General features: G+C 61.4%; 18 protein-coding genes. 7 read left to right on the top strand and 11 right to left on the bottom strand.

All coding sequences use genetic code 11. The annotated features are described in order from the left end of the window. Window positions 1–467 precede the first annotated feature (467 nt). The 3 genes from AB8841_RS05855 to AB8841_RS05845 all read right to left on the bottom strand — a co-directional run bounded on the left by AB8841_RS05855 (window position 468) and on the right by AB8841_RS05845 (window position 2,622). Window positions 468–1,178 (bottom strand): aspartate/glutamate racemase family protein, encoded by a 711-nt coding sequence (locus AB8841_RS05855; protein WP_370434888.1) that lies wholly within the window; start codon window positions 1,176–1,178, stop codon window positions 468–470. A gap of 51 nt (window positions 1,179–1,229) precedes the next feature. Beyond that, window positions 1,230–1,766 (bottom strand): hypothetical protein, encoded by a 537-nt coding sequence (locus AB8841_RS05850; RefSeq protein ID WP_370434887.1) that lies wholly within the window; start codon window positions 1,764–1,766, stop codon window positions 1,230–1,232. A gap of 67 nt (window positions 1,767–1,833) precedes the next feature. Beyond that, a complete protein-coding gene (locus AB8841_RS05845; protein WP_370434886.1) occupies window positions 1,834–2,622 on the bottom strand; it encodes a MetQ/NlpA family ABC transporter substrate-binding protein in 789 nt (262 codons plus the stop codon). A gap of 296 nt (window positions 2,623–2,918) precedes the next feature. Here AB8841_RS05845 and AB8841_RS05840 point away from each other — a divergent pair, with 296 nt between their 5' ends. Together AB8841_RS05840 and AB8841_RS05835 are read left to right on the top strand one after the other, a co-directional pair. Further along, window positions 2,919–3,665 carry a GntR family transcriptional regulator gene (locus AB8841_RS05840; protein WP_370434885.1) on the top strand — a complete coding sequence of 249 codons (747 nt, stop codon included), beginning with the start codon at window positions 2,919–2,921 and terminating at the stop codon, window positions 3,663–3,665. Between the two features lie 42 nt (window positions 3,666–3,707). Next, window positions 3,708–6,029: a molybdopterin-dependent oxidoreductase gene (locus AB8841_RS05835; protein WP_370434884.1), complete on the top strand. Its 2,322-nt coding sequence runs from the start codon at window positions 3,708–3,710 to the stop codon at window positions 6,027–6,029. 202 nt (window positions 6,030–6,231) lie between these two features. On the opposite strand, the gene AB8841_RS05830 is transcribed toward AB8841_RS05835, so the two are convergent. Next, window positions 6,232–7,671 carry a DUF1254 domain-containing protein gene (locus tag AB8841_RS05830; RefSeq protein ID WP_370435552.1) on the bottom strand — a complete coding sequence of 480 codons (1,440 nt, stop codon included), beginning with the start codon at window positions 7,669–7,671 and terminating at the stop codon, window positions 6,232–6,234. 205 nt (window positions 7,672–7,876) lie between these two features. Then, a complete protein-coding gene (locus AB8841_RS05825; protein ID WP_370434883.1) occupies window positions 7,877–9,715 on the bottom strand; it encodes an adenylate cyclase in 1,839 nt (612 codons plus the stop codon). 145 nt (window positions 9,716–9,860) lie between these two features. Here AB8841_RS05825 and AB8841_RS05820 point away from each other — a divergent pair, with 145 nt between their 5' ends. Continuing rightward, window positions 9,861–10,103, top strand: coding sequence for a hypothetical protein (locus AB8841_RS05820; protein WP_370434882.1), 243 nt, complete (start codon window positions 9,861–9,863; stop codon window positions 10,101–10,103). Between the two features lie 47 nt (window positions 10,104–10,150). Here AB8841_RS05820 and AB8841_RS05815 read toward each other — a convergent pair whose 3' ends face one another. The 4 genes from AB8841_RS05815 to AB8841_RS05800 all read right to left on the bottom strand — a co-directional run bounded on the left by AB8841_RS05815 (window position 10,151) and on the right by AB8841_RS05800 (window position 15,281). Then, window positions 10,151–10,801, bottom strand: a complete 651-nt coding sequence (locus tag AB8841_RS05815) for a hypothetical protein (protein WP_370434881.1) — start codon at window positions 10,799–10,801, stop codon at window positions 10,151–10,153. 223 nt (window positions 10,802–11,024) lie between these two features. After that, complete coding sequence (locus AB8841_RS05810) at window positions 11,025–12,956, bottom strand: adenylate/guanylate cyclase domain-containing protein (protein ID WP_370434880.1); 1,932 nt, start codon at window positions 12,954–12,956, stop codon at window positions 11,025–11,027. A 237-nt stretch (window positions 12,957–13,193) separates the two neighbouring features. Further along, a complete protein-coding gene (locus tag AB8841_RS05805) occupies window positions 13,194–13,475 on the bottom strand; it encodes a hypothetical protein (protein WP_370434879.1) in 282 nt (93 codons plus the stop codon). 885 nt (window positions 13,476–14,360) lie between these two features. After that, a complete protein-coding gene (locus tag AB8841_RS05800) occupies window positions 14,361–15,281 on the bottom strand; it encodes a LysR substrate-binding domain-containing protein (RefSeq protein ID WP_370434878.1) in 921 nt (306 codons plus the stop codon). Between the two features lie 183 nt (window positions 15,282–15,464). Between AB8841_RS05800 and AB8841_RS05795 the strand changes: the two genes are divergently transcribed. Beyond that, window positions 15,465–16,445: a N(4)-(beta-N-acetylglucosaminyl)-L-asparaginase gene (locus tag AB8841_RS05795; protein ID WP_370434877.1), complete on the top strand. Its 981-nt coding sequence runs from the start codon at window positions 15,465–15,467 to the stop codon at window positions 16,443–16,445. Window positions 16,446–16,691: 246 nt separating this feature from the next. After that, window positions 16,692–17,714 carry an amino acid ABC transporter substrate-binding protein gene (locus AB8841_RS05790; protein WP_370434876.1) on the top strand — a complete coding sequence of 341 codons (1,023 nt, stop codon included), beginning with the start codon at window positions 16,692–16,694 and terminating at the stop codon, window positions 17,712–17,714. A gap of 253 nt (window positions 17,715–17,967) precedes the next feature. Here the strand turns inward: AB8841_RS05790 and AB8841_RS05785 are convergent, their stop codons facing one another. Together AB8841_RS05785 and AB8841_RS05780 are read right to left on the bottom strand one after the other, a co-directional pair. Beyond that, window positions 17,968–18,636 carry a transglutaminase-like cysteine peptidase gene (locus tag AB8841_RS05785; protein WP_370434875.1) on the bottom strand — a complete coding sequence of 223 codons (669 nt, stop codon included), beginning with the start codon at window positions 18,634–18,636 and terminating at the stop codon, window positions 17,968–17,970. 708 nt (window positions 18,637–19,344) lie between these two features. After that, on the bottom strand, window positions 19,345–20,211 hold the full coding sequence (locus AB8841_RS05780) for a c-type cytochrome (RefSeq protein WP_370434874.1): 867 nt from the start codon (window positions 20,209–20,211) through the stop codon (window positions 19,345–19,347). 571 nt (window positions 20,212–20,782) lie between these two features. Between AB8841_RS05780 and AB8841_RS05775 the strand changes: the two genes are divergently transcribed. Together AB8841_RS05775 and AB8841_RS05770 are read left to right on the top strand one after the other, a co-directional pair. After that, window positions 20,783–22,864 (top strand): TonB-dependent siderophore receptor, encoded by a 2,082-nt coding sequence (locus tag AB8841_RS05775; protein ID WP_370434873.1) that lies wholly within the window; start codon window positions 20,783–20,785, stop codon window positions 22,862–22,864. 14 nt (window positions 22,865–22,878) lie between these two features. Continuing rightward, window positions 22,879–24,126 carry an MFS transporter gene (locus AB8841_RS05770; RefSeq protein ID WP_370434872.1) on the top strand — a complete coding sequence of 416 codons (1,248 nt, stop codon included), beginning with the start codon at window positions 22,879–22,881 and terminating at the stop codon, window positions 24,124–24,126. Window positions 24,127–24,131: the final 5 nt, after the last annotated feature.

Genomic DNA, 24,131 nt, shown 5'->3' with positions numbered 1-24,131 from the left:
CTTGCTCGAGTGACGAGACGAATAGCCGTGACAACGGTCACGTACTGCTGCCGACAGGTCAGCGGAATGACCGGCGAGTCTGAAGATCCGTTCCGTTCATCCTCGTTTCCCATTGTGTCTGGAGTACCAGTCGGAGAAACCGACGCAGTCGAGCGTGTACCCATTGACGCATCGGGTGCCCTTCTTTCCTGGCCTGGCCATAACGGCGTAGTTAGAGCCTCGGACGTGGGAAGTGGATTTGCACTTTTGGGATCGATCCGATCCTCCCGCTATAGGACAGCGCATCGTGCGGACCCGAAGGGCCGCGTCAGTGAAAACCGGGTCCTCTTTTCGCTAGAGCATCGAACGCAAAAGTGGGAACCGGTTTTGCGTGGAAAGATGCTCAAGACCATGGACTTATAGCGTCGGACGTGAGTTCGATTTCACGCCCGACGCTGTAGCGCGGCCCGCTGGGTCCGCACGATGCGCTAGAACCTCGCATACCGGCGTGGCCGAAGTCCCGCATGGAACCAGTTCACGAGCGAAACGGTGTCGTAGACCGGAAGCCCAATCGCATCACTGATGTCCGCCGTGAATGGAGCCAAGTTCGTGCATTCCGACACAAGTGCCCCGATTTCCGGATGTTCTGATACGAAGCGTTTGGCGACAGCCAGAACCTCAGACCTGAGCGTCTCATAGGGCACGCTGGTGTCTCCATGCTTGATCCACCGGACGAACTCCGAGTCTTGGGGCATACCCGCGACCGGCGTGTCCTGCGGAATGCCGACAGCATCGAAGTATCGCCCATTCAGGACGTCGCCGTTGTAGGTCAGCACGCCGACGCGCTTGCCTGTCGGGATCAGTTGCTGGACCATCGGCACTTGAAGCAGGCTGCTGGTGGCAACCGGAACAGAGCAAAAGTCAGCGAGCTCTCGTTGGTAGATCGAAAGGAACCCACATGTCGTGGTGATCCCGTCCACCCCCGAATCGATCAACTCTTGCGCCGCATTCTTGAAGGGTTCGAGCAGGCTGACATTGTGAAGGTCTGTCATGCCCGTGGGGACGGCATCCTGGACAATCTTGTACTGGACCGGAAAATCCCACGTTTCGGCATTGCCGATATCGCCGAGGTAGCGTTGAAAGCTCGTGTTGACCATCAGGATACCGATGGTCACGCCATAGAAGGTCTTGTTGCGCATATGTTGTCCAATGATGGGAAGTGATGATGTCCCTGCCGCAGAAGGGAAACCTTAGGCAGGTTCCGGCTCCACGACGAACGGCTCAAGGTATTCATCCAAATCAACCTCAAGAACTGAGTTGAAGATGTTGGTGGCGACCATCGTTCCGGCAAAGCCAATCAGCGTAACGACTCCGGTGTCATCAAAGTGTTGCCTGAGTTCCCGCCAGACACTGTCGGAGAGTTTACCGCGCCTTTCCCCAATGGTTCGACCAACCTTGAGAAGGATGGCCTCAATCTCGGTTGGGGTGAAATCCCGCGGTTCAATTCCTTCCTCCTTCAACAGGCGGCGGAAGAATGTAGCGCACAGGACGCAATCCGAGCCCGTCGAGATGGCATAGGCGAAAATATTGAAGGCGCGGACTCCAACAAGGTCCCTCGCTGCTTTCTGCAGGTCGTAGAAGCCTTTGTAGGTTCTATAGGCGGGGAGGGAATGCAGGATCGCCTTCTTCATATTCGTGACTTGTCCCACACGGGCGATCTCGTCACTGTATGCGGCATCCTGTTCGGGGCTCCCAAGCCCAGGTTCGACAACACTAACCCTGCTCATTCTGACCTCGTATGTTCATGACATGATGATCTTATTCGCTTGATCGTCTGACTGTTGACCAGGGCGGCTACCAGGCGGGAATTACAGTCCCGTTGAACCTTTGAATGATGTAGGTCTTGACCGGATCGGATTCGAAGACGGCGATAAAGCGCTTGATGCGGGGATCATCGACTTTGTCGCTGCGTGCGCTCCAGACGATGGCCCACGGCGAAGTCTTATCCTCCAGCATGATGGCTGCCTTAGGATCGAGGCCAGCCAGGACGCCCTTGTTGAGGGTTACAAATGCAGCTCCGAGGTCACCCAACGAGCGCGGCAGCATGATCTCATCAAGCAGGACGATATCGAGGTTCTTGGGATTCTCAGAAATGTCACGGACGCTGGCGCTGATGGAGGCCGGATCCTTGAGCTTGATCAGCCCCGCCTTTTGAAGCAGAGCCAACGCACGGGACTCGTTTGCGGGATCATTGGGGATGCCGATCTTGGCTCCGTTCGGGATCTCGGCAATCGACTTGTATTTCGCCGAGTAAATGCCGCCGGGCGCGACGTAGGCAGGCTTGATCGCGACGATCTTGTACCCACGCGACTCGTTCTGCCTCTGCATATAGGGCACGTGCTGGAAGTTGCTGACGTCGATGTCGCCCGCCTGCGTGGCTTCGTTGATCTGGGTCGGCTCGGTGAATTCGGTCACTTCCACATTGAAGCCGTCGGCATTGGCCTTTTTGGCAGCCTCCTTCAGGAAGTCGGCGAACGGCCCTGGGGATGCTCCGACCCGAAGAGCACCATCGGCCGCATACGATACAGTGCTTAGCGCAATCAGAGCGGCTGCGGCAACGCTTTGAAGGATCCTGAGCTTCATGGGTTTGTTCTCCTAACGAGCGGCTCCGATACGTCCGACCCATGGACGCCTTCCGCTACGAATGTTGATTGCATACAATGATCAAGTCCGTGTAGACTGACCCAGTCGTTTCCGAGAAGGGGCGCTTTGGCGAGAGACGCTTCTAAATAGCGAACGATTCGTACTTTAAAACGAACATAATGGTACAATCAAGCCCTTCTCTGTGTTTTTCTGCTGTGCGAGGAACGGGTCCTGGGTGAAGTGCCCCTGGAGGCTTGGTGAGGATGCGGCAGAGACGAGAAGGGCAGGCGCTTGCAATGATCAGGAACGAGGAACCATTGTCGTTTGCCCATGCTGGATCCGATGTGGGTGCCGTGCGGGTTGCGGCTCAGCCGCTCCCCCAACAGATCGCGGCGCATCTGCGCGACCTGATCATTCATGATGTGCTCAAGCCAGGAGAGCGCATCCGCGAAGTGCCGCTTGCGGCGGAACTCAATGTTTCCCGGACCCCCTTGCGCGATGCCCTGAAGATCCTTGCCGTCGAGCGCCTGGTCGATCTTGCTCCCAATCGCGGTGCTGTCGTCACGGCCCTGAGTATCGAGGAGATGCGCGATCTGCTGCGGGTCTATTCCTCGCTGGAGGCATTGGGCGCCCAAATGGCTTGCGAGCGGGCTCAGCCGGCCGATATCAGAGCCATTCATGGTTGGCAGAACGAGATGCTGGCCGCATTCGATCGGAACGACCGTCGCCGCTACTTCCGGGCCAATCAGGCGTTCCATCTCAGCATCATCAAGGCCTCACGCAACGCTTCGCTCATCGAGGTCCATGCGCAGCTCAATCTGCGGCTATACCGGGTCCGCTACCTTGCCATCATGCAGCAGCAGGATTGGACCTTCGTCAGCAGCCAGCACGAAGCCATTCTTGCCGCCATCGATCGGCGCGACGGACCGTTGCTATCGCGTCTCCTCGTCGAGCATCTCTCCGGTGCCTGGCGGGCGATCGCGACCTTGGAGGCTGCGGGCATACCAGACGATCAGAAGACTCCGGCCCGATCGCTCGCCTGACAGGAGGGCAGGACAGGCGGCAGTCTCCAAAGAGGACGATCAATGCTACCATTACCCGACAAACCCACGCTGGCGACACACTGGGGCACCTACCGCGTGCAGCTTGAAGAAGGTGTACCGGTGTCTCTTGCCCCCTACGAGGGGGACCCGGACCCGTCGCCGATCGCCAGCGCGATGATCGCTGCCAGAACCAGCCCCGCGCGTATCTTGCGACCGGCAGTGCGGCGCTCCTTCCTGAACAAAGGTGCGGCAGCGGGAGGCGAAGGACGCGGCGCGGAGCCTTTCGTCGAGGTGGACTGGGACGAGGCGCTCGGGCTTGTCGCGCGCGAGCTCGACCGCGTCCGGCGGGATCATGGCAACCAGGCGATTTACGGTGGCTCCTATGGCTGGGCGAGTGCCGGCAGATTCCATCATGCGCAGAGCCAAATCCACCGGTTCCTGAATACGATTGGAGGCTACACGCGCTCCGTGCAGAATTACAGTTTTGCCGCTGCCGATACGATCCTGCCGCATGTGATCGGAGACCGACGGGGGCTGGCGGCCGGGCACACGCCGTGGCGCCTGCTCGCCGGCCATTCCGATCTGATCGTGATGTTCGGGGGCGCCTCTCACAAGAACGCTCAGGTCAGCTCCGGCGGGCTCAGTCGGCATACCCTGCGAGAGGGGCTTCGTGCGTGCCGCGATGCCGGGGCGAAACTGATCTCAATCAGTCCGATCCGCAACGACACCCATGCCGACTTGGGGGCCGAGTGGTGGGCACCCCGCCCGAACTCGGATGTCGCGTTGATGCTCGGGCTTTGCCACACCTTGCTGAGTGAGAACCTCCACGATCGGGCGTTTCTAACGCGTTACACGACCGGCTTCGCTCAGGTCGAAGCCTATCTGACCGGTGCCGAGGACGGTATCGTCAAAACGGCGGATTGGGCGGCCGACCTCTGTGAGATTCCCGCTGACGAGATCCGCGCACTTGCCCGTCGGATGGCAGACGGACGGACCTTCATCATGATGTCATGGTCGCTGCAGCGGGCCGATCATGGCGAGCAACCCTACTGGATGGCCATCACGCTCGCCGCCATGCTGGGGCAGATCGGGTTGCCCGGTGGCGGATTCGGCTTCGGGTATGGGTCGGTCAATGGGATCGGCAACGCTGACCCTGGAATTCCTTGGCCCTCGCTGCCGCAGGGCAGGAATGCGGTGGACGATTTCATTCCTGTGGCCCGTATCGCCGACATGCTGTTGGGTCCGGGCGAAAGCTACGATTTCAATGGTGAGCGGCGCGTCTACCCCGACATCAGGCTCGTCTATTGGGCAGGCGGCAATCCGTTTCATCATCATCAGGACCTGAACCGCTTGGTCCAGGCCTGGAAGCGACCTGAGACGATCATCGTCCATGAGCCATGGTGGACCGCGACCGCCCGGCACGCGGATATTGTTCTGCCTGTTACCACGCAGCTCGAACGGAACGATCTCGTCTGTGCCAATCGAGACCGGATGCTTGCAGCCTCTCACCGGCTGGCGGAGCCGGCCGGCGAAGCCCGTGATGACTTCACGATCTTTTCCGCTCTTGCCTCGCGGCTGAGGACCGAGGACGCTTTCACGGAGGGACGGGACGAGGAGAGCTGGCTCCGGCATCTCTATGGATTGGCACGCCAGCGCATTGCCGCCTCCGACATGGAAATTCCGGACTTCGATAGCTTCTGGCGTGAAGGGGTCACCCTGTTGCCGGAACCCGCAGAGGTCAAGCCACTCCTTGCCGACTTCCGCGCCGATCCGGCGCAGTCCCCACTTGCCACCCCGTCCGGTTTGATCGAGCTGTTCTCGGAGCGGATCGCGAGCTTCGGCTATACGGACTGTCCGGGTCACGCCGCCTGGCTTCCATCGCAGGAATGGCTCGGTGCGCCTGCGGCAGCCCGCTATCCGCTTCATCTGATCTCGAACCAGCCTGTCACAAAGCTACACAGCCAGTATGACAATGGAAGTCATGCGCGAGACGCTAAGATCGCCGGACGCGAGCCGATCCGAATCAACCCGCACGATGCGGCACGCCGCGGCCTTTCGGATGGCGATATCGTGCGCGTCTTCAACGATCGTGGCGCTTGCCTGGCCGGGGTGTGCCTTTCGGATGCGGTGCGTCCTGGTGTCGTCCAACTGTCGACGGGAGCGTGGTTTGATCCTCTCGAGCCGGGCACGCCCGGCTCGCTGGACAAACACGGCAACCCGAATGTTTTGACGCCCGACCGGGGCACATCCGCTCTAGCCCAAGGGCCGAGTGCGCATTCCTGTCTTGTCGAGGTCCAAGCCTATCATGAATGTCCGCCACCGGTGACGAGCTATGAACCGCCACCATTCATGCGCCCCTTCTAGAAGGGGCGCATGAGGACCTGTGGGGCGGGCCCGGGATGGAGCGGTTTCAGATCATGGCTGTCGCGACGCGATGACCGGACCACCCAGCAAGGGCCGCTTTCCGTTGCCATAGCCTCCTGCTGGTGAGGCGCCGCATGGTCCGGCGCTCCCGTTTCGATACCAGAACAGATTCCTCGACGTTGCGCGAAGCGGTCGCGTGCGCCTACGCCCGATCGCCGACTTTCCTGACAGGCGGGATCGTCCAGGTGCCGTCGATGATCGATGGACTGCTTTCGTTCGGCCAGTACATCCGCAGCATGAGGATGAACTTGCCGGCAGGTGCAGGCAACCAGTTCGACTCCTTGTCCGCTCCGGGCGAGTCCTTCTGGATGTAGAGGTCGACCGAGCCGTCCGGATTGGTCTTCAGGTCCTGACGCGCGCTGATCGAGTAGCGGTTGATCGGGTTGGGCACGAAGAAGTAGGCGCCGTCGTACATCGTCAGCGACCAGAAGCCTTCCACCGGCGGCAACTGGCCCTTGGCAAAGCGCATGACGTACTTGTTGGCTCCGTCATAGGCTTGGCCGTCGCCGTCCTTCTGCGAGGTCGGATAGACCGCATCCTGCGGGCGGTTGGCCCCGAGGCCGATCGCCGTGACGAGAGCCCGCATCAGGTAGTCGGTACCATAGATGCCGGTCTTCGTCGTGAAGCCCCAGCCATCGATGTCGTGGACGTCCTTGTTGATCTTGAACTGGATCATGATCCGGTCGTTGGCGATCTCCGGGATGCGCTTGGCGAAGTCGGCGCGCAGCTTGCTCGCATCGAAGTCCTGGCCGGGCACGAGCCCGATCCGGGCGAACTTCGCAAGGGCAGGGGCATCGGCCGCCGACGGCGGATTTGTCTTAATCAGCTCCGCCAGCAGGGTGAAGTACGCCACCGCGTCCATGCGATTCACCTGGTCGCGGACGGCGGTCTTCATGTCGATCGAGGGATCGACCTTGCCGGCGGGCGGGGTGTACGGCTTGCCATAGGCGCTGAGCGGCACCAGCTTGACCTGGTCCTGGAGCGCGTGCACCTCGGCATAATCCTCCGGTGTGCCGGTGCAGTAGATACGACCGAGGAGCCAGACGATGTTTGTGGGCGCCTTGTACTCCTTGACGCCCGCCGGAAGCGTGCCGCTCCAGCCGGGGCCGGTGATGGCATAGGTCTGGGCGCCGGTGCCCGTGGTGCGCTTGCCGGGAACCTGGAACACCGTCGTCCAGCCGTCGAGCATCGGCATGAGATAGTAGCGGTCCTTCATGTCCGGCAGGCTCAACACCCAGGGCTCCTTGCCGACGTCGAAGAACGCGGTCGTATAGAGCGTGTCGGCATTGGGGGCGGTCACGTCCCGGAACGCGGCATCCGGATAGTGTCGAAGCTTGATGACTTGGCCCATCGGGGCCCGAGTGCCCTCGGGGGCGGCCACGTTGGTGATGACCCGGCGCGTCATCTCCATGGTGACCAGCGGATAGCCGTAGACGTAGGCGTCGGTTGCCAGCCAGAAATCCTCGAGGCCTTCGTCGATGCCCAAGAGTTCGCCCAGATGAGCCTCACTGACAGTGCTCATCGTGGTCCCGGCGAGCAGGCTCAGGGCACCGATCGTCGCCTGGCGGCGGGTCAGTTTCATCGTCATGACAAATCTCCGTTGCGTGTGGATTCTGGGAACTGCGCGACACTTACCCGGCACGGCGGACGGTCCTGACCCGCGGCTCCTCGCCCCGGCGGTACCCGCGAGCGAACTCTTCGGAATCGCCATGCCCACTGCCCGGACGCTAGCAACGGCGGAGCGTTCGCGCCTGTAGCATCGTGTAGGTTACGTGGTGGTGGCGATGTCAGCGCTGGTGAGTGGCCGCCTGAAGGACGGCTTCCGCCGCTGTCCAAGCCGGCACCGGAAAGCCGGCCTTGCGGGCTCCTTCGGCAAAATGGGCCGCGTCCTCCGGTCGGTAGTTCCGCTTGGCCATCTCGTCGTCCCAGTGCGCGAAGATGGTCGGGCGCATGCGCAGGAACTCGTCGCGGGCTTCGGTGGCTTCTGGCACCTTGCCGAGTTGGGCGTAGATGACGGCGGCAACGAAATGATAGAGCGGGAACTTCTCCAGAGCCGCCTGCCGGATCAGAACTTCGGCGCGCGCGTAGTCATGCTGCATGTAGGCGTAGACCGCCAGCGTGCCACTGTAGTAGCCGGAGTGGCCCGGGTTTCGGACGAGCGCCTGCTCCAGCAGTTCCGCGCCGCGCTGCCAGGCTCCCGCCTGGCCGAGACGGGTTCCGAACTCGCCGAGCAGCTCGGTGTCGTTCGGGTTGAGCGCCACCGCCCGCTCGCCGACCTCCAGCGCCTCAGCGGGCTGCTGGGCGAAGAACAGCGCCATCATCAGAGCCTGGAGCGACCGCACGTTCTCCGGATCGAGGCGGATCGCACGGCGCGCAGCATCGAGCGAACGTTCGATCGGAGTGCTGGCCCCCGCCCTTGGATTGAACCCGAACCTGTCCTCGTCGAGATACAGAACGGACAGCATCGCCCAGGCGGTCGCATAATCCGGATGGAACGCCACAGCCTGCTCCAGGCAGGCCCGGATGGCGGAGTGGCTCTCCTCCGACAGCGCAGCCCGGTACTCGTAGAATCGCAGCGTGCAGCCATAGGCTTCGAGGTCGTCGGGCGGACGGGCGCCTGTTCGAGCCTGATAGGCTCGCTGGATGACGCCGTAGGGCTGCGCCACGGCAGTCGCGACCCTGCGTGCGACGTCATCCTGGATCGTGAAGAGATCACGGACCTGCAAGTCCTCGTCGTAGGTCTGCGACCATAGGACGGCACCGGACTGTGCATCGAGGAGCCGGCCCGCGATGCGCAGGCGGTGCACGGCTGCCCGGACGCTGCCCTCCAGCACGTAGCGGACGCCGAGGTCACGGTGGATGCGCGCCGCATCCGCACCTGGCTGGATGCTGCGCGACGTCTCCCGTCCGAGGACGGTGATCTCCTTGAAGCGGGCGAACTGGCTGAGGACCTCCTCCGTCAGGCCGTCTGCGTAAGTCCTGGCTGCCGGATCCTCGCCCAGGGCCGCGAACGGCATCACGACGAGGGTTGGCCCGCCGTGGGACAAGTGGGCCGGAGTTTGGAGCGTACGGGGCGCATCGCCGCGCCATAAGGCCCAAAAGACAAGCCCGCCAAGGAGGACAAGGAAAGCGACCGCGACGGGAATCGCGACGGGCCAGGGCGTCCAGCGCCGAGGCCGCGAATCGACCGGGGGACCGGGCGACGACACGGTGGCCGGGGCAGGATGCGCTTCCGCGGCCTGCGGCGTGCGCCAGGCGAAGTGCGGGACGTAGGCACCCTTGGGGATGGTGATGATCACCGTATCCGCCAAGCCATCGGAGAGATAGTAGCGCTCCAGCGCCCGGCGCAGCCGTCCGGCCTCGATGCGCACGACCGGGTCGCTCTGGGCATCGAAGTCCGTGCCGCGCTCGAACACCTCAGTGCCGATCGCATAAGCCTTGATGCGATCGGCGCGGCCAGCGAGCGTCTCCTCGACGACGTAGCGCAGAAACCTGCGGGCCCGCGCGGGCGCGTCGAGGTCGGGGCTGGCAAGGAGTATCTCGAGCTGGGCGCGCACGTCTACCGCCGCAGGCGGCGACTGCGCCTGCGGCGAGGCACCGACAGTGCCGTCGCTTCCACCGAGCATGGGTCGGTCCGTTGTCCGCGGGCGTACGAGACGCCTCGTCACGTAACCTACCGTAACATACTCCCTGTGCGTGCGGTATGGGGCGATGCTGGCGCCCGTGGGACGGTGCACCCGCGCCGCCCGAGCCCGGCAACGGGGATACGCCATGCAGCACGCCGTCCAGGCCGCAATCGCCCGCTTTCCCGACCGGGGACATGCCATCGAGGATTTGGCCTGGACGGACGAAGACTTCCAGTCGCTGTGCGAGGATTTCGCCGCGGCGCAGGCCGCCCTCGTGCACTGGGAACAATCCTCCTCACCCGTGAGGGAGGCGCGCTGTGCCGAGTACCGAGAATTGGTAAGAGAGCTTGCGGCCGAGATCGAGGCCGAACTGGACCGCAGCAGGTAGGAGGCTTACGTGAAGGCGCGTCATGCCCGCCGGGTCCGCACGATTCGCTAGAAGGGGCGATAGGGATAGGGCGGGTAGGCGTAGGGAGGTGCGTAGGGATGGTAGTAGCCGTAGGCACCGGCCGCAGCGGCGGCCGCTCCGGCGTAGAACGCACCCCGATAGGCGGTCCGGCGGGCCATGCCGGCGAACGACAGTGGCGTGAACGGCATGCCGATGATGTCGATGAACACCGACGCCGGTCCGTCGGCATTGACCAGATCGCCTTCCAGCACCGCCACGTCAAAGGTGAGTTGGCTGCCTTCCATCCTCGGGTTCTTCAGGGTGACGACAGCATCCTTCACGGTGGATCCGGCCTTGTCGAACACCGACACGGTTGCATTCGGCGGGTCCTTGGCGAAGCTGTCGGAGCCGACGGCCCATTCCTCGAGGAGGTGGGCCGTCAGGGCGTGGCCTGCCGCCCGCACGGGCCGGTCGGCGAAGATGATGGAGTTTGGAGCGACGCCTGTGAGAACGAGCTTGTTGCCCTCGAGTCTCGCTCCTCCGGAATTCATGACGATCAGCGCCGGTTCGACTTCCGGCTTCACCTTGCCGATCTGCTTCTGACCCGGCTGCCGGATGGCGTCCTGGGCCTGCGCGCTAGCGCACAGGATGGTCAGGACGGCGGCTACCCGAATGGCTTTCGAAGATGCTCTCTTCATAGTGATCCCTCCTTTGCCGGCTTCGAGCCGATCACGGACGTCAGTTTTCGAACACGCCATGCTGCAGGGCGGCACTTCGCGGCTTGGGACTGCCGCAGGCCGCCTGTGGGAACGGGGCGTATCCAGACATCACGTTAGCAAGCGTCCGCGATGGCCCGCCTGTAGCATCGTGTAGTTTACGGAGAGGCGACCGAGGTAACCACCGGGATCGAGGACAAACTCCTCAGGCTCGATCTTTCCCGTGGGAATGTCCATTGCGTTCACCGCAAAGTTCGTACACTTGGATCCTCGCCTCAAAACCCTTCGGCTGGATCGTGTCGACGGTTCGGAACGCAAAACGGTCAGACACTTGGCATTGGATCGATTCGCTGACCAGGATTTCGGTGCCGTATTCCTTGTTGAGCGGTTCAAGCCGGGCCGCCAGGTTCACGGCCGCGCCGAGGACCGTGTACGCCATGCGGTCATCGGACCCAATCGTACCGACCACCGCTTCCCCAGTGTGGAGCCCGAACCGGGTCCGGTAGGCGGGCCAGCCCTCGTTCTCGAACTCCACGTTGAGGTTCCTGTTGGCCTCACGGCAGGCCAGTACGGCCGCACAGGCATGGGCGACATGATCGGGATCGTCAGCCGGTGCGTTCCAGATGGCCATGATGGCATCCCCGACGAATTTGTCGACCGTACCGCCGTGCTCCATGATGACTGCCGACAGAGCGGCGAGATATCGTGAGGTGCGAAGCATGACTTGCTCGGGATCGGCCTTCTCGGCAATGGCCGTAAAGCCAGCGATGTCGGTGAACAGGATTGTGACCTCGCGACGCGTCCCGCCGGGCTCGAGGGCGTCACCCGTAGCGACGAGTTGCTCGACGAGGCGCTTGGGCACGAAGCTGGCGAAGGTTCGCACCACCGTTTGCATCGTGGCGACGGATCGTCCAAGGTCATCGATCTCACGGATGATAGAGCGGATCCGCCTCGCTGACCCGCGGGTCTCGAACTTCTGGATGCGGTCCGTCTCAAGCGCCAGCGCCTTCATGGATCGCGACAACATCGATCCGATCCACCACACAATGGGAATTGCCGCGAGGACGAAACTAAGCGCCAGGAGGAACAGCTGACGCCGTCCTGCCTCGATCTCCGCGAAGAACTCGTCGAGCGGCGCTATGACGGCAAGACGCAGGCCCGAGGATCCGGCCGTCCCGATCGAACGGAATGCAGCCACGTAGGTTCGCCCGTCTGGCGCCTCGAAGATCTGCTGTGAGGCCCCGCCCCGCCGCCAGGCGTTCAATGGCTGAGCAATGTCGACGGTCACAAGCTGGCCGAGGCGTGGCAGGTCGAGCGCCGCGCCTGCCGCCTGGGCACGCAGAACCTCCGCCATGCGCGGATGGCCGACGACTCGTCCCCTGTCATCGAAGATGAACACGACGCCGGAGGAACCGAGCTTCTGCGAACGCAGAAAAGCATCTGTCTCGGCGAGAAGAATGTCTCCGGCCACGACGCCACGGCGCCCTTGGGGGAACGGTGCCCGTACCGTGTAGCCGATCAGGTTGGCGATCTTGAAGACATAGGGCTCAGTAATCGGACCGGCTCCGGGTCGGAAGGCATCCCGATACCATGGCCTTTCGCGTGGATCGTAATCGGCTGCGCGATAGTCCCGGGCGAGGACGGTGAGGTCGGAAGAGAGATAGGACGTAAAGCGGACCCGGGTCGATTCTCCGGCCGGTATCTCCATGACAGTCAGCCTGAAGGCGGCGTCGACCGGTGCTTGGAGCTCGGCGCGGACCGCAGGTCCTGCCCGGTCCAGTACGTCGAGTTCGAGGAACCCACCGTCCTCGTAGCCGACATAGAGGTTGTAAAGCTGCCCATGCCGACGCAGGAGCGCTGCGAGCGTTGCATAGAGGGATGGATTGCCGAGGATCGTGCCGGACTCGACGGGTTGGAGTTGCCGCAGCACTTCCAAGATGTCGAGTACGTCCTTGAATTGTCCGTTTACGCGGTCGGCCGTGTGGTCGGCGACCCGATCGATGAATCTCAACGCCGCCGACCGGGTGATCGAGCGGGCGCGGTCGAAGCTTAGGAAGACCAGGGCGAGGCCGACGGCAAGCACCACCGCTACGAACAGTGTCGTGACGGAGAGTTGAAAGCCGAACCGAATCCGCATGACCCCAGCCTTCCAGTCACCGCGCCCCAACGGCGGCCGCATCAGTGTACTGGCTGACGTCACCAAGGGTAGACGGGATCAGCATTATCCCAAGGGAGTACCGGAGCGATGGCACCGATACTACCATGCCCTCATGCTCAGTGCCCAGAGCCGCCTACATGCGCTCCGAGCACCAAGATCAGCAATCGCGCTCAAACCTTCGGGGCAGGATCCCCCGCTGGTTCGCGCCTGCTTGTTCTACTGGGCGCCAGTAACTTGGACATACCCCAAGCTGTCTTTCTCGGCATCGCCGGTTCCGGGCCCAACTTGCATGACGTGCCGGGGAGACATCATGGTCGTGGAGCCGGTTCGGTCCATCTCGGCACTGATGCAGGCCAGCCCGAAAGTATCCTTATCCGCGTCACCAGTGATGATCCCGACCGGTATGGCAGGATCCGAGGGGTGGCAGCCAGCCAGAGTGGGTCCCTGGCCAATCAACATCATGGCTGCGGCACCGACGATATGGGTAAGCATGCGCATGGCGTTTCTCCATTGAGAACATGGGCGACGAGCAGCGGGTGATGGCAGTCCCCTTGGAAGAGGTCATTCTTGCGAACTCCATCAATGCTGAACGAGCACAAGGATTGCAGCCGAACGGCGAACGATCGTCCCCCAGATGGTGGAGATGGACCTGCGGCGAATCCGACATGATCCGGCATGTGCGCTGTCGCACCTGGGTCAATCCGGTCTCCCCCATTGGGGGAAGAACGAAGACCCTGCGTGCATTACCCTTGGGGCAAGCTGTTCGCGATGGGGAGTTCGGAGTCTGCGCCAGGGGATCCGTAAGCTGGACGAAGCCTTCTCCGACCTGACCGGTCGCATCGACGACAGTGCCCTCGACGCAAGCCTGGGGCCCGGCTCTCGGCGAGATCTCGCAAGCCCTCGGCGGGCTCATGGCAGACCTAATGGTTTCTCATCCTTAGGAGGACACAACGGTTTTCAGCTCTCTATAATTGTCCGGAGGCCCTGCCTGCCCTCGCGCTTGCCAATGTTCCAATTAACCCAGGCCTCCCGCTTGGATTGACTGTCCCCCTTGTTCAAGCTGTTCTGCAGGACCCGAGACGCTGCCCTTTTAGTAGCGATCACTGTCGGCCTGTTCCTCACCCGGCGACGGGCTGCCCGAGGGTAGCCGTCTATAATGCCGCCAGAGGGGAGGGAACGTCGCCGGCGCGCGCCTCTCCGTGGATTGCGAGTACCGATTTGGATTTTATGCATATATCCGGTGCGCAGGGCCGTGGTCTGTCGCATTCGTCGGCTTCGCGCTGGCCTACTGGAGCGTCTTCACGCGTCCGCGTGTGCCATTTTAAGGCCGCACCTTGTCGCGGGATTTCTGCCTTCGTCTCGGTCGTGGTGAAGGGTGGCCAATCAGGCCATCAGAGAACTGGCGACAATTTTCTCCGTCGACGCGAGCGTCTTGGTCAAAATTTCGCCGAGCCGCTCAGCCCCGGCTGAAAGCGGTGATCCGATCCCTTTGACGAACAAGGTTCGAACCGGCAGCGACCGCTCGAACTTTCGCAGGGATACACCATGGCCGAGGAAGTCGTATGCTGCGATGGGATGGACAAAGCCGACCCCAGCGCCTTCACGCACCAGGGCGCAGATGTTGACGGAATACGGTGTCTCCACCGAAGCGCGTGAATAGCTGATCCCGACCTCCTCCAGCACGTTCGTCAACCCCCATCGGATCATGTCCTCACGCGGATAGGCGATGATTGCCTGATCCCGCAGCATGGCTGCCGTAATGATCCGGTTCTTTGCGAGAGGGCTGTCACTTGGGAGCGCGCAAATCAGATCCATCGAGGCAAACACCGAACTGGAGACCGACGAGACATCAGCATTGTCCGTGACAAGACCAAGATCACAGGTCCTCATCGTGACCTGATCGGCGATGAGGGCCGATGATCCCGTGGTGTGTGAGATTGGAATTTGCGGGTGTTCCGCCTTGAAGGCGGCAATGGCCCGAGCCGCGAACCCGATGCCGAACGACATGACGGTCCCGAACCGGACAGGAGACGCGGCGCTGTCCTTCAGGCTACGCGCGAACTCCCGGATTGCCTGTAGTCCCGCGTAGCGGCGTTCAACTTCTTCCAACAAGACGTGAGCTTCCGTTGTTGGATGGAGCCTTCCGCGGCTCCGGTCGAAGAGCTTGAGCTCGCTCAGTCTCTCGAGGTCTGCAATGAGCCTGCTGATGCCGGGTTGGGAGATCCCGGTCAATTTGGCGGCTTGAACCATGGTCTCGGATTTCATCACCGCGCGGAACGCGTCGATGTGGCGGAAGTCGATCATGGCAAACTGACGTTCTTGAGGTTCATGGATCGGAAAAGCCTCTATGTCAGTGCCGACCCGCTCTGCGCAAGGTGACGCTCGGCCGGATCATGCCATGTATATTCATATTTGAATATGTCTTGCATTGTAAATTCACACCAGCATAATATAGCGACTGACAGGGACATTGCCGACGCGACTCTCATGATCATTGTAACGAATAACGAAGGCCGATCCGGGATCATGGCTACGGCGAAGCTCCTTGCGCAGGGCCTTGCCGGCCTCGATGCGATCGAAGCCGGTGTCCGCTTGGTCGAGGCCGATGAGACCGTTCGCACGGTCGGTCGCGGCGGCTGGCCCAATCTCCTCGGCGACGTCGAACTCGACGCCTCGGTGATGGACGGAACAACCCTTCGGACGGGGGCTGTCGGCGCCCTCAAGGGCTTCCTGCATCCGGTGAGCGTGGCGCGTCAGGTTCTTGAGAGGCTTCCGCATGAGCTCCTGGTCGGCGAGGGCGCGAAGCGCTTTGCGACTGAGATCGGTGCCGAGGCGGGCGATCTCCTCATGCCGCATGCCCGGACTGCCTGGCAGCGGTGGTTCAACGATGAAGTCAGCGAGAGAGAGCGCGGGCAATGGCCTAACGTGCCGATGACCGACTTATGCCGGCACGCCATTGATCCTGAGATCGGTCGCGACACGACGGTTTTCATCGGTCAGGACAGGAATGGAGACATCGCCGCCGGAACGAGCACCTCGGGGTGGGGCTGGAAGTATCCTGGCCGCCTTGGCGATAGCCCCGTCATTGGGGCAGGCTCCTACGCTGACACGCGGTACGGTGCGTGTGCCTGCACGGGCGTTGGAGAGATGAGCATTCGCGCCGGAACGGCACGAGCCGTCGTCCTTTACATGAAGATGGGCATGAGCGTCGAAGAGGCGGTTTACGAAGCCGTCACGGACATGCGCGCGCTCAAGGGCGGCTTGATCGGACGTGTGACCATTCACGCAATCGATACAGCGGGCGGGCATAAGGTCGTTGCTGTGAATGGCCTGCCGGAGAACCACTACTGGATTTGGCACGAAGGGCTGGAGACGCCGGTCAGTCGCCCGGCCGAGATCATCGCGATCAGCGAAGATCCGGCCCCCAAGCCCACGGCTCATCGGCGCTACGAGCAGATGGATCTTTAGAGCATCGAGCGCAAAAGTGGGAACCGGTTTTGCGGGAAAAGATGCTCTAGCGAGGAGAGCATCGAGCGCAAAAGTGGGAACCGGTTTTGCGGGAAAAGATGCCCGAGAACAGAGACATACTGCATCAGGCGTGAGCTCGATCTCACGTTAGATGCTGGAGAGGCCGCTTTCGAGCATCATGGATGCGTCGCGTCAAAGATTGTCTGGCGGATCACAGCCGCAATGATTCTTGCAGGAGGAAACAACATGCCACTGACCGTGAAGACCGCCTTGTTCGCACTGGCAGGATCGATCTTATTGAGCTCCGCTGCGTCGGCACAGGGTACGCTGCAGAAAGTCAAGGAGCGTGACCACCTCATATGTGGCACGAGCACGGGCATTGCGGGCTTCAGCCTGGCGGATAGCCAGGGCAACTGGGCCGGACTCGACGTCGACATATGTCGTGCATTGGCGGCAGCGATTTTCAATGATCCGGCTAAGGTCAGTTTCATTCCCTTGGCGAGCAAGGATCGCCTGACGGCCCTTCAGAGCGGCGAGATCGATGTGCTCCCAAGAACCACCACGTGGACGTTGAGCCGAGATGCAGGCCAAGGTCTGAACTTCACGGCGGTGAATTACTACGACGGGCAGGGCTTCCAGGTCCGCAAGAGCGCCAATATCAGGACCGTCAAGGAACTCGATGGAGCGACCATCTGCACCGTGCAGGGGACGACGAACGAACTTAATCTTGCGGATTATTTTCGCACGAACAAGCTGAAGTATGATGTCGTCACTTTTCAGGGGATCGACGACACCGTGAAGGCCTATGAGAGTGGGCGCTGTGATGCGCTCTCCACCGATATGTCACAGCTCGTCTCGTACCGCCTGAAAATGTCCAACCCGGACGAGCATATGCTTCTATCGGAGGTGATCTCGAAGGAGCCGATTGGGCCATATGTGCGTCAGGGTGACGATCAGTGGTTCGACATTGTCCGCTGGACAGTCTTCGCGTTGGTCAATGCGGAAGAGCTCGGGGTAGAGCAGGCGAATGTCGATCAGATGCTGAAATCGGAGAATCCCGAAGTCCGCCGCCTTCTGGGAACCGAAGGCGAATTCGGCGAGGGTTTGGGACTGACGACCGATTGGGTGGCACGTATCGTCCGCCATGTCGGAAACTATGGCGAGTCCTTCGAGCGCAATCTCGGCTCGAAGAGCAAGATCGGCCTTCCGAGAGGTGTGAACAATCTCTGGACCAAAGGAGGCATTCAGTTCGCTCCTCCGATCCGTTGAGGATTGAGCCGAAAGCGTAGATAGTGCGGCGCGCATGACGTGTCGCTCAAAGGAGGCAGATGTCTGCCTCCTTTTTATGTGCTCGCCGAGCCGTCGTGCAGGGCATTGCCGCTCGCCAGAGCATCGGACGTGAAAGGTGGAGTCCACTTTTGGGGCTTGATCCGATTCTTCCACGATAGAACAGTGCATCATTGGCTGCGAAAAACCGGGGCCACTCTTTCGCACGATGCGCTAGCGGACTGCGCCGGCTATATCAGCGACCCGCCGTAGCAACGGGTGACGCAACGGCTCTGCCCAGCGAGACCCAGGCCGACCCCGTGTCGCCTTCCCGCTGCAAGTAAACGTATCCGGTCTCGCGCCATGGCAGGACCGCGCTGCGCTTGTTGTCGAGGATGAAGTCACCGCGGTCTGTTCGCACCATCATGACTGCGTGCGGCGCGCCGTTTTCGTCAATCACTGCCGTCATACGCAATGCGCGCCGGGGCACGCCAGCCGCAACGAGGCGCTTGCGCTTGAGGAGCTGATAATCCTCGCAGTCGCCGTAGCCGTCCTCGGCAAAGTCCCAGCGATCGTCGACACCCCAATGTTCCAAATCGGTCAGGGGTTTGATCGCGGCGTTTACCTGTCGGTTGATTCCGACGAGGGTCTCCCAAACCTGCGGTGTGAGAGCGATTTTTGCCGGTTCTGAGGGATCTATTGCGCATTCCTTGGGCCATTGCCTGCAGAAGCGAGCCCAGCCCGGGACTTGAGCGACCGCGTTGCGCTTCGTGACGATCGCACCCGATCGGGACGGGAGAGACGAAAGAGTTTGAGCTTCGGACCCGCGGCCGACCAGCATCGCAACGAGGATCAGCGGTATCGGCCGAAGTAAGCTTTTGAGAAAAGGGCGAGCTTTCAGAGGCCCGCAGAATGGTTGTCCCATTACCCCCGTCCTTGTGCCGTTAAGGTTTTGTTGCTTGAAGGTGACACGGCAACTCGGGCAATCTCAAGGCAAGGAGAGGGCCGCCGGTGTTCGCCTTTCAATCAGGCGTGCCTCGGCAAGGGTATGAAGCTCGAACCTCCGTGCGTGCCACAAGCAGCCGGGACGACTCGTCATCGGTGATATGGCGGACTGTCCAGGGATGGGTGAGATAAAGTCCCGCTGCACCTCATGGGTCAATCACCTGGTCGAAACGTCTCGCGCTCAGATTCCAGGCGTGCGACACCGTATTCCAAGAGCAGCCGAGCGGCCGAACTGTCCGTCCTTAAACATGTGACCTTTGGACACCGGGACTTTGGGCCGGATCTTGAAGGCCCAAAGTAAACGGTTTGCACCGAAGAACGGATTTTCTTCCCGCTCATGAGTGAACTGAAGAGCATTTTCGCCACTTCGCCGGTGCCGGTTTCACGTGGGACGATGTTCACATCAAGAACTGAGGCACCGGATGCGGGCTCGCCTTCGCGTCCGATGCTTCCTTCTAGAGGAATGCATCGCTTGCTGCGAAAAACCGGGTCCACATTTTCGCACGATGCGCTAAGGCGCACCAGCATCGGACGTGGAATCGAACCCACATCCGATGCTGGAGTATGCGACTTGACGCGCCAGCGAGAATGTGTGCCGTCAATCGTGGATAGCGGCTGCAACAGCCCTCTAACGCAATGTATAAAGGTAGGCTGCGATGTCGCGGGCATCGCGCTCGGTCACGCCCAGATTCGGCATGGCGGAGAGCGGTTTGATCGCCTGTGGGTTGCGGACCCACTCGATCATATTGGCAGGCGTGTTCAACAAAACTCCGGCAAGATAGATCCGCGTCGCAATGCCCTCCAAGGGAGGGCCAACCTGTGCATCCGGTCCCCTTATTCCCGGAATAACGTGACAGGTAGGACATGCGTATTGCTGAACCGCGACTTGCCCTCGCCGCGTCGCATCTTCTGGCTTCCAGAAGGCGTCGGGGCTGTGAGGCGTCGTTTCATTCAAGGTCGTGGACAGCAGTCGGGTTCGTCGGTCCTTGTACTCAGCGGGGGCCAGTGTCGGAGAGCTTTTCAGAAACGCTACGATGGCCCAGCGTTCGCTCTCGTTCAGGCGGAACTCCCACGCAGGCATTCCGGTCAGCTTGATCCCGTTCGAGACGGCCCAGTAGATCTCCGACGCCGGCAGATCCCGACCCATTTGGGCGAAATTCGGCGGGGAAGGATTCATCCCGAGACCGATCGCATCCGGTGCAACCCCCGGTGCTCCGTGACATTGTCGACAATGCCGGTCGAACAGGAGAAGCCCTCTGGCCCGGACATCCGCATCAGCCAAGTCCAGTGGCGATTCTCCGGTGGTATGCGCCTTGATCGACTGGCGCCGTGCTGTGCTCAATACCCAGTAAGTGAGTGGCGTATGCTGCTTGATCGCGGATACGTCATACACGCCGGAATAGATATAGGCCAGTAGGCCTCCAATGCCTAACGCCAAGACTATAGTAAGCCAGAACAAGAACGATAAGGACGAACGTAGCATCGAGACCGACATCTAGGAGGCGCCACCCGCCTCGGATAAGCGCTATCTAGCGGCCGATGCAGCCGAGGCAAATACCATTCGGATGGCATAAGTTTTTCGAACGCGTCCCTATCCGCCAGGAGTTGAAAGGCCTTGTTCCCCATCGTTGTACCCCTGGCAGAGGGACCGGTAGGACGACATAGGGGCGTTTGCCGCCGCGACAGAGGCGCAGGGTCGGTGCACGACCCAGGGATTGACCTGAAGGGGTTTGGACCCAATCAAACGAACGGTGTCATCAGCCTCGAGGGGTCGAGCCAAGGCGCGGTGAGATCGAGGTATCGAACCCAGCTATGGCATTTGAACGAGCGCCACTATGCCCATGGTGGGCTAACCCAGGCATCAGTGATGCGTGATGGCTTGTCGCCATCCACCAAATAAGAGTAAAAATTTCTGGTCCATTGGAAGGTTGTCATTGCCGATAGATAAAGTAGAATGTTTTTAATCTGCAGTTATTTTAATTGAAATAGTTCAAAACTATAGTATTTGACTCATTATCAACTGACCGCTAGGCGGGTCACATCGCTACGAACCGAAGGTTAGTGCTGTGAAGATCCCGCTTGCGCTGTTGGCGTCATCCGCCCTTGTTCTTGCCTCGTCCCCTGTGCTCGCTCAGGCGAACGAGGCCCGAGCCATCGAGCTCGAGGAGATTACGGTTCAAGGCCGTGCCGACGATCAGACGGGTCCGATCACGGCCGATCGCTACGTGGCCATCTCGTCCCGAAGCGCGACCAAGACCGACACGCCGCTTCTCGAAATACCGCAATCGATCTCTACGGTGACGCAGCAGCAACTTGAGGATCGCAAGCCGCAAACCTTGCTCGATGCGGTTTCCTACACGCCGGGCACGCGAGTGGGGGGCTATGGCTTCGACCCGCGTTACGACGCTTTTACGATTCGCGGCATCGACGTCACCTATACGGGCGTGTTCCGAGACGGTCTGCGCCAGGTCAACAGCCCGAATGGTCTGTTCAGGCTCGAGCCTTATGGCCTCGAAGGCATTGCCGTTTTGCGTGGTCCCGCGGCTTCGATCTACGGCGCGAGCAGCACCGGCGGTATCGTGGACCTGATTTCGAAGCGGCCGACCTTTCTGCCCTTCCACGAGGTCGAGGTGCAGACCGGCTCCTATGGGCGTCTGCAGGGCAGTTTCGACCTCTCCGGGCCCCTCACCGCGAACAACACCCTGTTCTATCGAATGACGGGCTTGTTGCGCGATGCTGGAACCGAGATCGACGCCGTCAAGGACGATCGGATCTTTATTGCGCCGGCTTTCACTTGGAAACCGACGGATGCGACAACACTGACGATCCTCGGCGAGTACATGGATGCGACCACGGGTGGCACGGCCGCCTACATCAACGACTATGCGATCGATGCTGCCGGGAACCCCACGAGCTTGTCGATCGGAGCGACGAGAATCTTCGCCGGCGATGCCCGCTACAACGATTTTCGCCAGAAGCAGGGACGTATCGGCTACGAGTTCGAGCACCGCTTCAACGATATGTTCACCCTGCATCAGCGCACGCGGTTCTCGGCGCTGGGGACCAACCAGGAATACTATTACGGCGGATCTGGTCTCACACGGGAGAACAACTGGGGCATCGTCAGCGATACCTATCTCGAAAGCCGCGTGAACACCGGCCCTGTGGAGCATACGATCCTGACCGGACTGGATGTCAGCCGCTTCAGCTATGTGTCCAAGCAAGGCTTCGGCGTGGTGCCGATCGGAACCGATCCGGCTCTCAGCTATCGGGAGGAACAGACTCAGACCCTGACGGGCCTCTATGTTCAGGACCAGCTCACGTGGCAGAACTGGCGCTTGACCCTGGGCGGCCGCCAAGACTGGTTGTCGAGCGAGTATAACACCGCCGGTTTCGAGTTCGATCGTGACGACGCCAAGTTCACGGGCCGCGCCGCTCTCGGGTACGTGACCGATTTCGGCTTCGCGCCCTATGTCAGTTACGGCACGTCGTTCACACCCAATCCAGGCACGCTTCTCAGCGGCAGCGTGGCGGAGCCCACGACCGGCGGACAGGTGGAAGTCGGCGTGAAATACGATGTGCCAGGCGTGAATGCGTCGCTGCGTGCAGCGATCTTCGATCTACGTCAGGACAACGCGGTCGTCTATCAAGTGGTCGACGCCACGAACCAGCAGATCCAACTGGATATCCGTTCTCAGGGCTTCGAGCTCGAAGGCGTCGCGTCGCTGGCGGACGGGCTCAACATCCAGGCGTCCTATTCCTACACCGACGCGCGCATCCTGCGCCTGACCCCGGACACCGAAGGCAACCGGCTCACGAGCGTACCGTACCACATGGCATCGCTCTGGCTCGACTACACGGTGCAGGAAGGGGCCGCCAAAGGCCTCGGCGTTGCAGGAGGCGTTCGCTATGTCGGCTCAAGCCTTGGCGACAGCCTCAATCGGCCGATCCTTGAGAACGAGCCGCGTACCTATTTGGATGCAGCGATCCGCTATGATCTGGAGAATTTCGATCCGAGCCTGAAGGGCATGCGCTTTCAGGTGAGTGCAACCAACCTGCTCGACGAGAGGGGGCAGGTCTGTTCATCCAATTATTGCTATTTCGACGAGGGCCGCAAGGTCATCGCGAGCTTGCGGTATCGCTGGTGAGAACGGCATCGGCCATGAGCCGCCTTGGCTCGCCCGCCGCCATCGTCCTGGGCGTCGGTGGGCTCTATGTGGGGCAGAGTGTCATCTCGGGCATCACTTTCAGCGCCCTCCCGAGTGTGCTGCGCGATCAGGGCATGTCGCTCGACCGGATCGGCCTGACTTACCTGGCGGTTCTCCCGTGGGTCCTGAAGTTCCTCTGGGCTCCGGCCATCGAACGGTATCGGCTTCCGACGATCGGCTCGAGCCGGTCGCGGCGCATTGTGCTCGTCGGAGGCATGGTCTCTGCCGTGTGCCTCGTTTCCGCAGGGCTGATCGGTCCTGAGAGGCTGTTGCCGCTCATGGCGGCTCTCATGATTCTCGCCTTTGCAGCCTCCACTGTGGACATCGCCTGCGACGGGCATGCTGTCGAGAGCCTGTCCGAGCGCCATCACGGTTGGGGCAATGCCGCACAGGTCGGCGGCGCGTATATCGGCGCAGCGATCGGCTCGGGTTTGTTTCTCGTCCTCGTCGATCGGCTTGATTGGACGCAGGCGACGCTCATCATGGCCGCTCTGGTCGTGCTTCTGGGACTGCCGTTCGTCCTGTCGCCGGTATCCACCCCGGATGTGCCACGCACCCATCGGCCTTCGCTCCGTGATGCACTCAGGCGCGTCGAGATGCATAAGGGCCTTGCGCTTGCTGCCGTCTACACCCTGACCCAGAAGTGGGGATTGAGCATGATCGGTCCTTTTCTGGTCGACAAGGGTCTGGACCTGAGCTGCCTCGGGGTTGTCAACGGCGTTGGAGGCTTGGGCGTCGGCTTCGCCTGCGCGCTCCTCGGAGGTGTATTGGTTCGGGCATGGAGTGCGCGCCCCATTCTGGTGATCGCGCTCGTGCTGCAGGCCGGCGCACTGGCGGGGCTCGCCATAGCCGCTCGGTCGGATGAAGTCCCGAAGGCGCTTCTGCTCACTCTGGCACTTGCAAGCTCCTCCGCCGTGATGGCGCTCGGATATGTGGCCCTCTACGCCCACTTCATGGCGCTGTCTGATCCGCGCCAGGCCGGGATCGACTTCACGCTGCTGCAATGCACGGATGCAGGTGCCAGCATGGTCGGGGGGATCGGGGCGGGTTGGATCGCTCAGTCCTTCGGCTATGTGGCTTTCTTTGGAATCGCCGGGTTCCTGGCCGTTATGGCAGTGCCTGCAGGAATCGTCCTGAGCGGTCGCTCGAGCAAGCCCCGTCCGTCGCAGGATCGTTTCCCTTTCCGACAGCAGGCGTCCTGATCGAC

It is taken from the genome of Microvirga sp. TS319 (assembly GCF_041276405.1).
In the GTDB taxonomy this organism is placed as follows: domain Bacteria; phylum Pseudomonadota; class Alphaproteobacteria; order Rhizobiales; family Beijerinckiaceae; genus Microvirga.
This window is presented reverse-complemented; position numbering and strand designations above follow the sequence as displayed.

Bases quoted from the DNA above. Each gene is read 5' to 3' on its own strand.
- AB8841_RS05855 (WP_370434888.1), bottom strand. From the start codon at position 1,178: ATGCGCAACAAGACCTTCTATGGCGTGACCATCGGTATCCTGATGGTC.
- AB8841_RS05850 (WP_370434887.1), bottom strand. From the start codon at position 1,766: ATGAGCAGGGTTAGTGTTGTCGAACCTGGGCTTGGGAGCCCCGAACAG.
- AB8841_RS05845 (WP_370434886.1), bottom strand. From the start codon at position 2,622: ATGAAGCTCAGGATCCTTCAAAGCGTTGCCGCAGCCGCTCTGATTGCG.
- AB8841_RS05840 (WP_370434885.1), top strand. From the start codon at position 2,919: ATGATCAGGAACGAGGAACCATTGTCGTTTGCCCATGCTGGATCCGAT.
- AB8841_RS05835 (WP_370434884.1), top strand. From the start codon at position 3,708: ATGCTACCATTACCCGACAAACCCACGCTGGCGACACACTGGGGCACC.
- AB8841_RS05830 (WP_370435552.1), bottom strand. From the start codon at position 7,671: ATGAAACTGACCCGCCGCCAGGCGACGATCGGTGCCCTGAGCCTGCTC.
- AB8841_RS05825 (WP_370434883.1), bottom strand. From the start codon at position 9,715: ATGCTCGGTGGAAGCGACGGCACTGTCGGTGCCTCGCCGCAGGCGCAG.
- AB8841_RS05820 (WP_370434882.1), top strand. From the start codon at position 9,861: ATGCAGCACGCCGTCCAGGCCGCAATCGCCCGCTTTCCCGACCGGGGA.
- AB8841_RS05815 (WP_370434881.1), bottom strand. From the start codon at position 10,801: ATGAAGAGAGCATCTTCGAAAGCCATTCGGGTAGCCGCCGTCCTGACC.
- AB8841_RS05810 (WP_370434880.1), bottom strand. From the start codon at position 12,956: ATGCGGATTCGGTTCGGCTTTCAACTCTCCGTCACGACACTGTTCGTA.
- AB8841_RS05805 (WP_370434879.1), bottom strand. From the start codon at position 13,475: ATGCGCATGCTTACCCATATCGTCGGTGCCGCAGCCATGATGTTGATT.
- AB8841_RS05800 (WP_370434878.1), bottom strand. From the start codon at position 15,281: ATGATCGACTTCCGCCACATCGACGCGTTCCGCGCGGTGATGAAATCC.
- AB8841_RS05795 (WP_370434877.1), top strand. From the start codon at position 15,465: ATGATCATTGTAACGAATAACGAAGGCCGATCCGGGATCATGGCTACG.
- AB8841_RS05790 (WP_370434876.1), top strand. From the start codon at position 16,692: ATGCCACTGACCGTGAAGACCGCCTTGTTCGCACTGGCAGGATCGATC.
- AB8841_RS05785 (WP_370434875.1), bottom strand. From the start codon at position 18,636: ATGGGACAACCATTCTGCGGGCCTCTGAAAGCTCGCCCTTTTCTCAAA.
- AB8841_RS05780 (WP_370434874.1), bottom strand. From the start codon at position 20,211: ATGTCGGTCTCGATGCTACGTTCGTCCTTATCGTTCTTGTTCTGGCTT.
- AB8841_RS05770 (WP_370434872.1), top strand. From the start codon at position 22,879: ATGAGCCGCCTTGGCTCGCCCGCCGCCATCGTCCTGGGCGTCGGTGGG.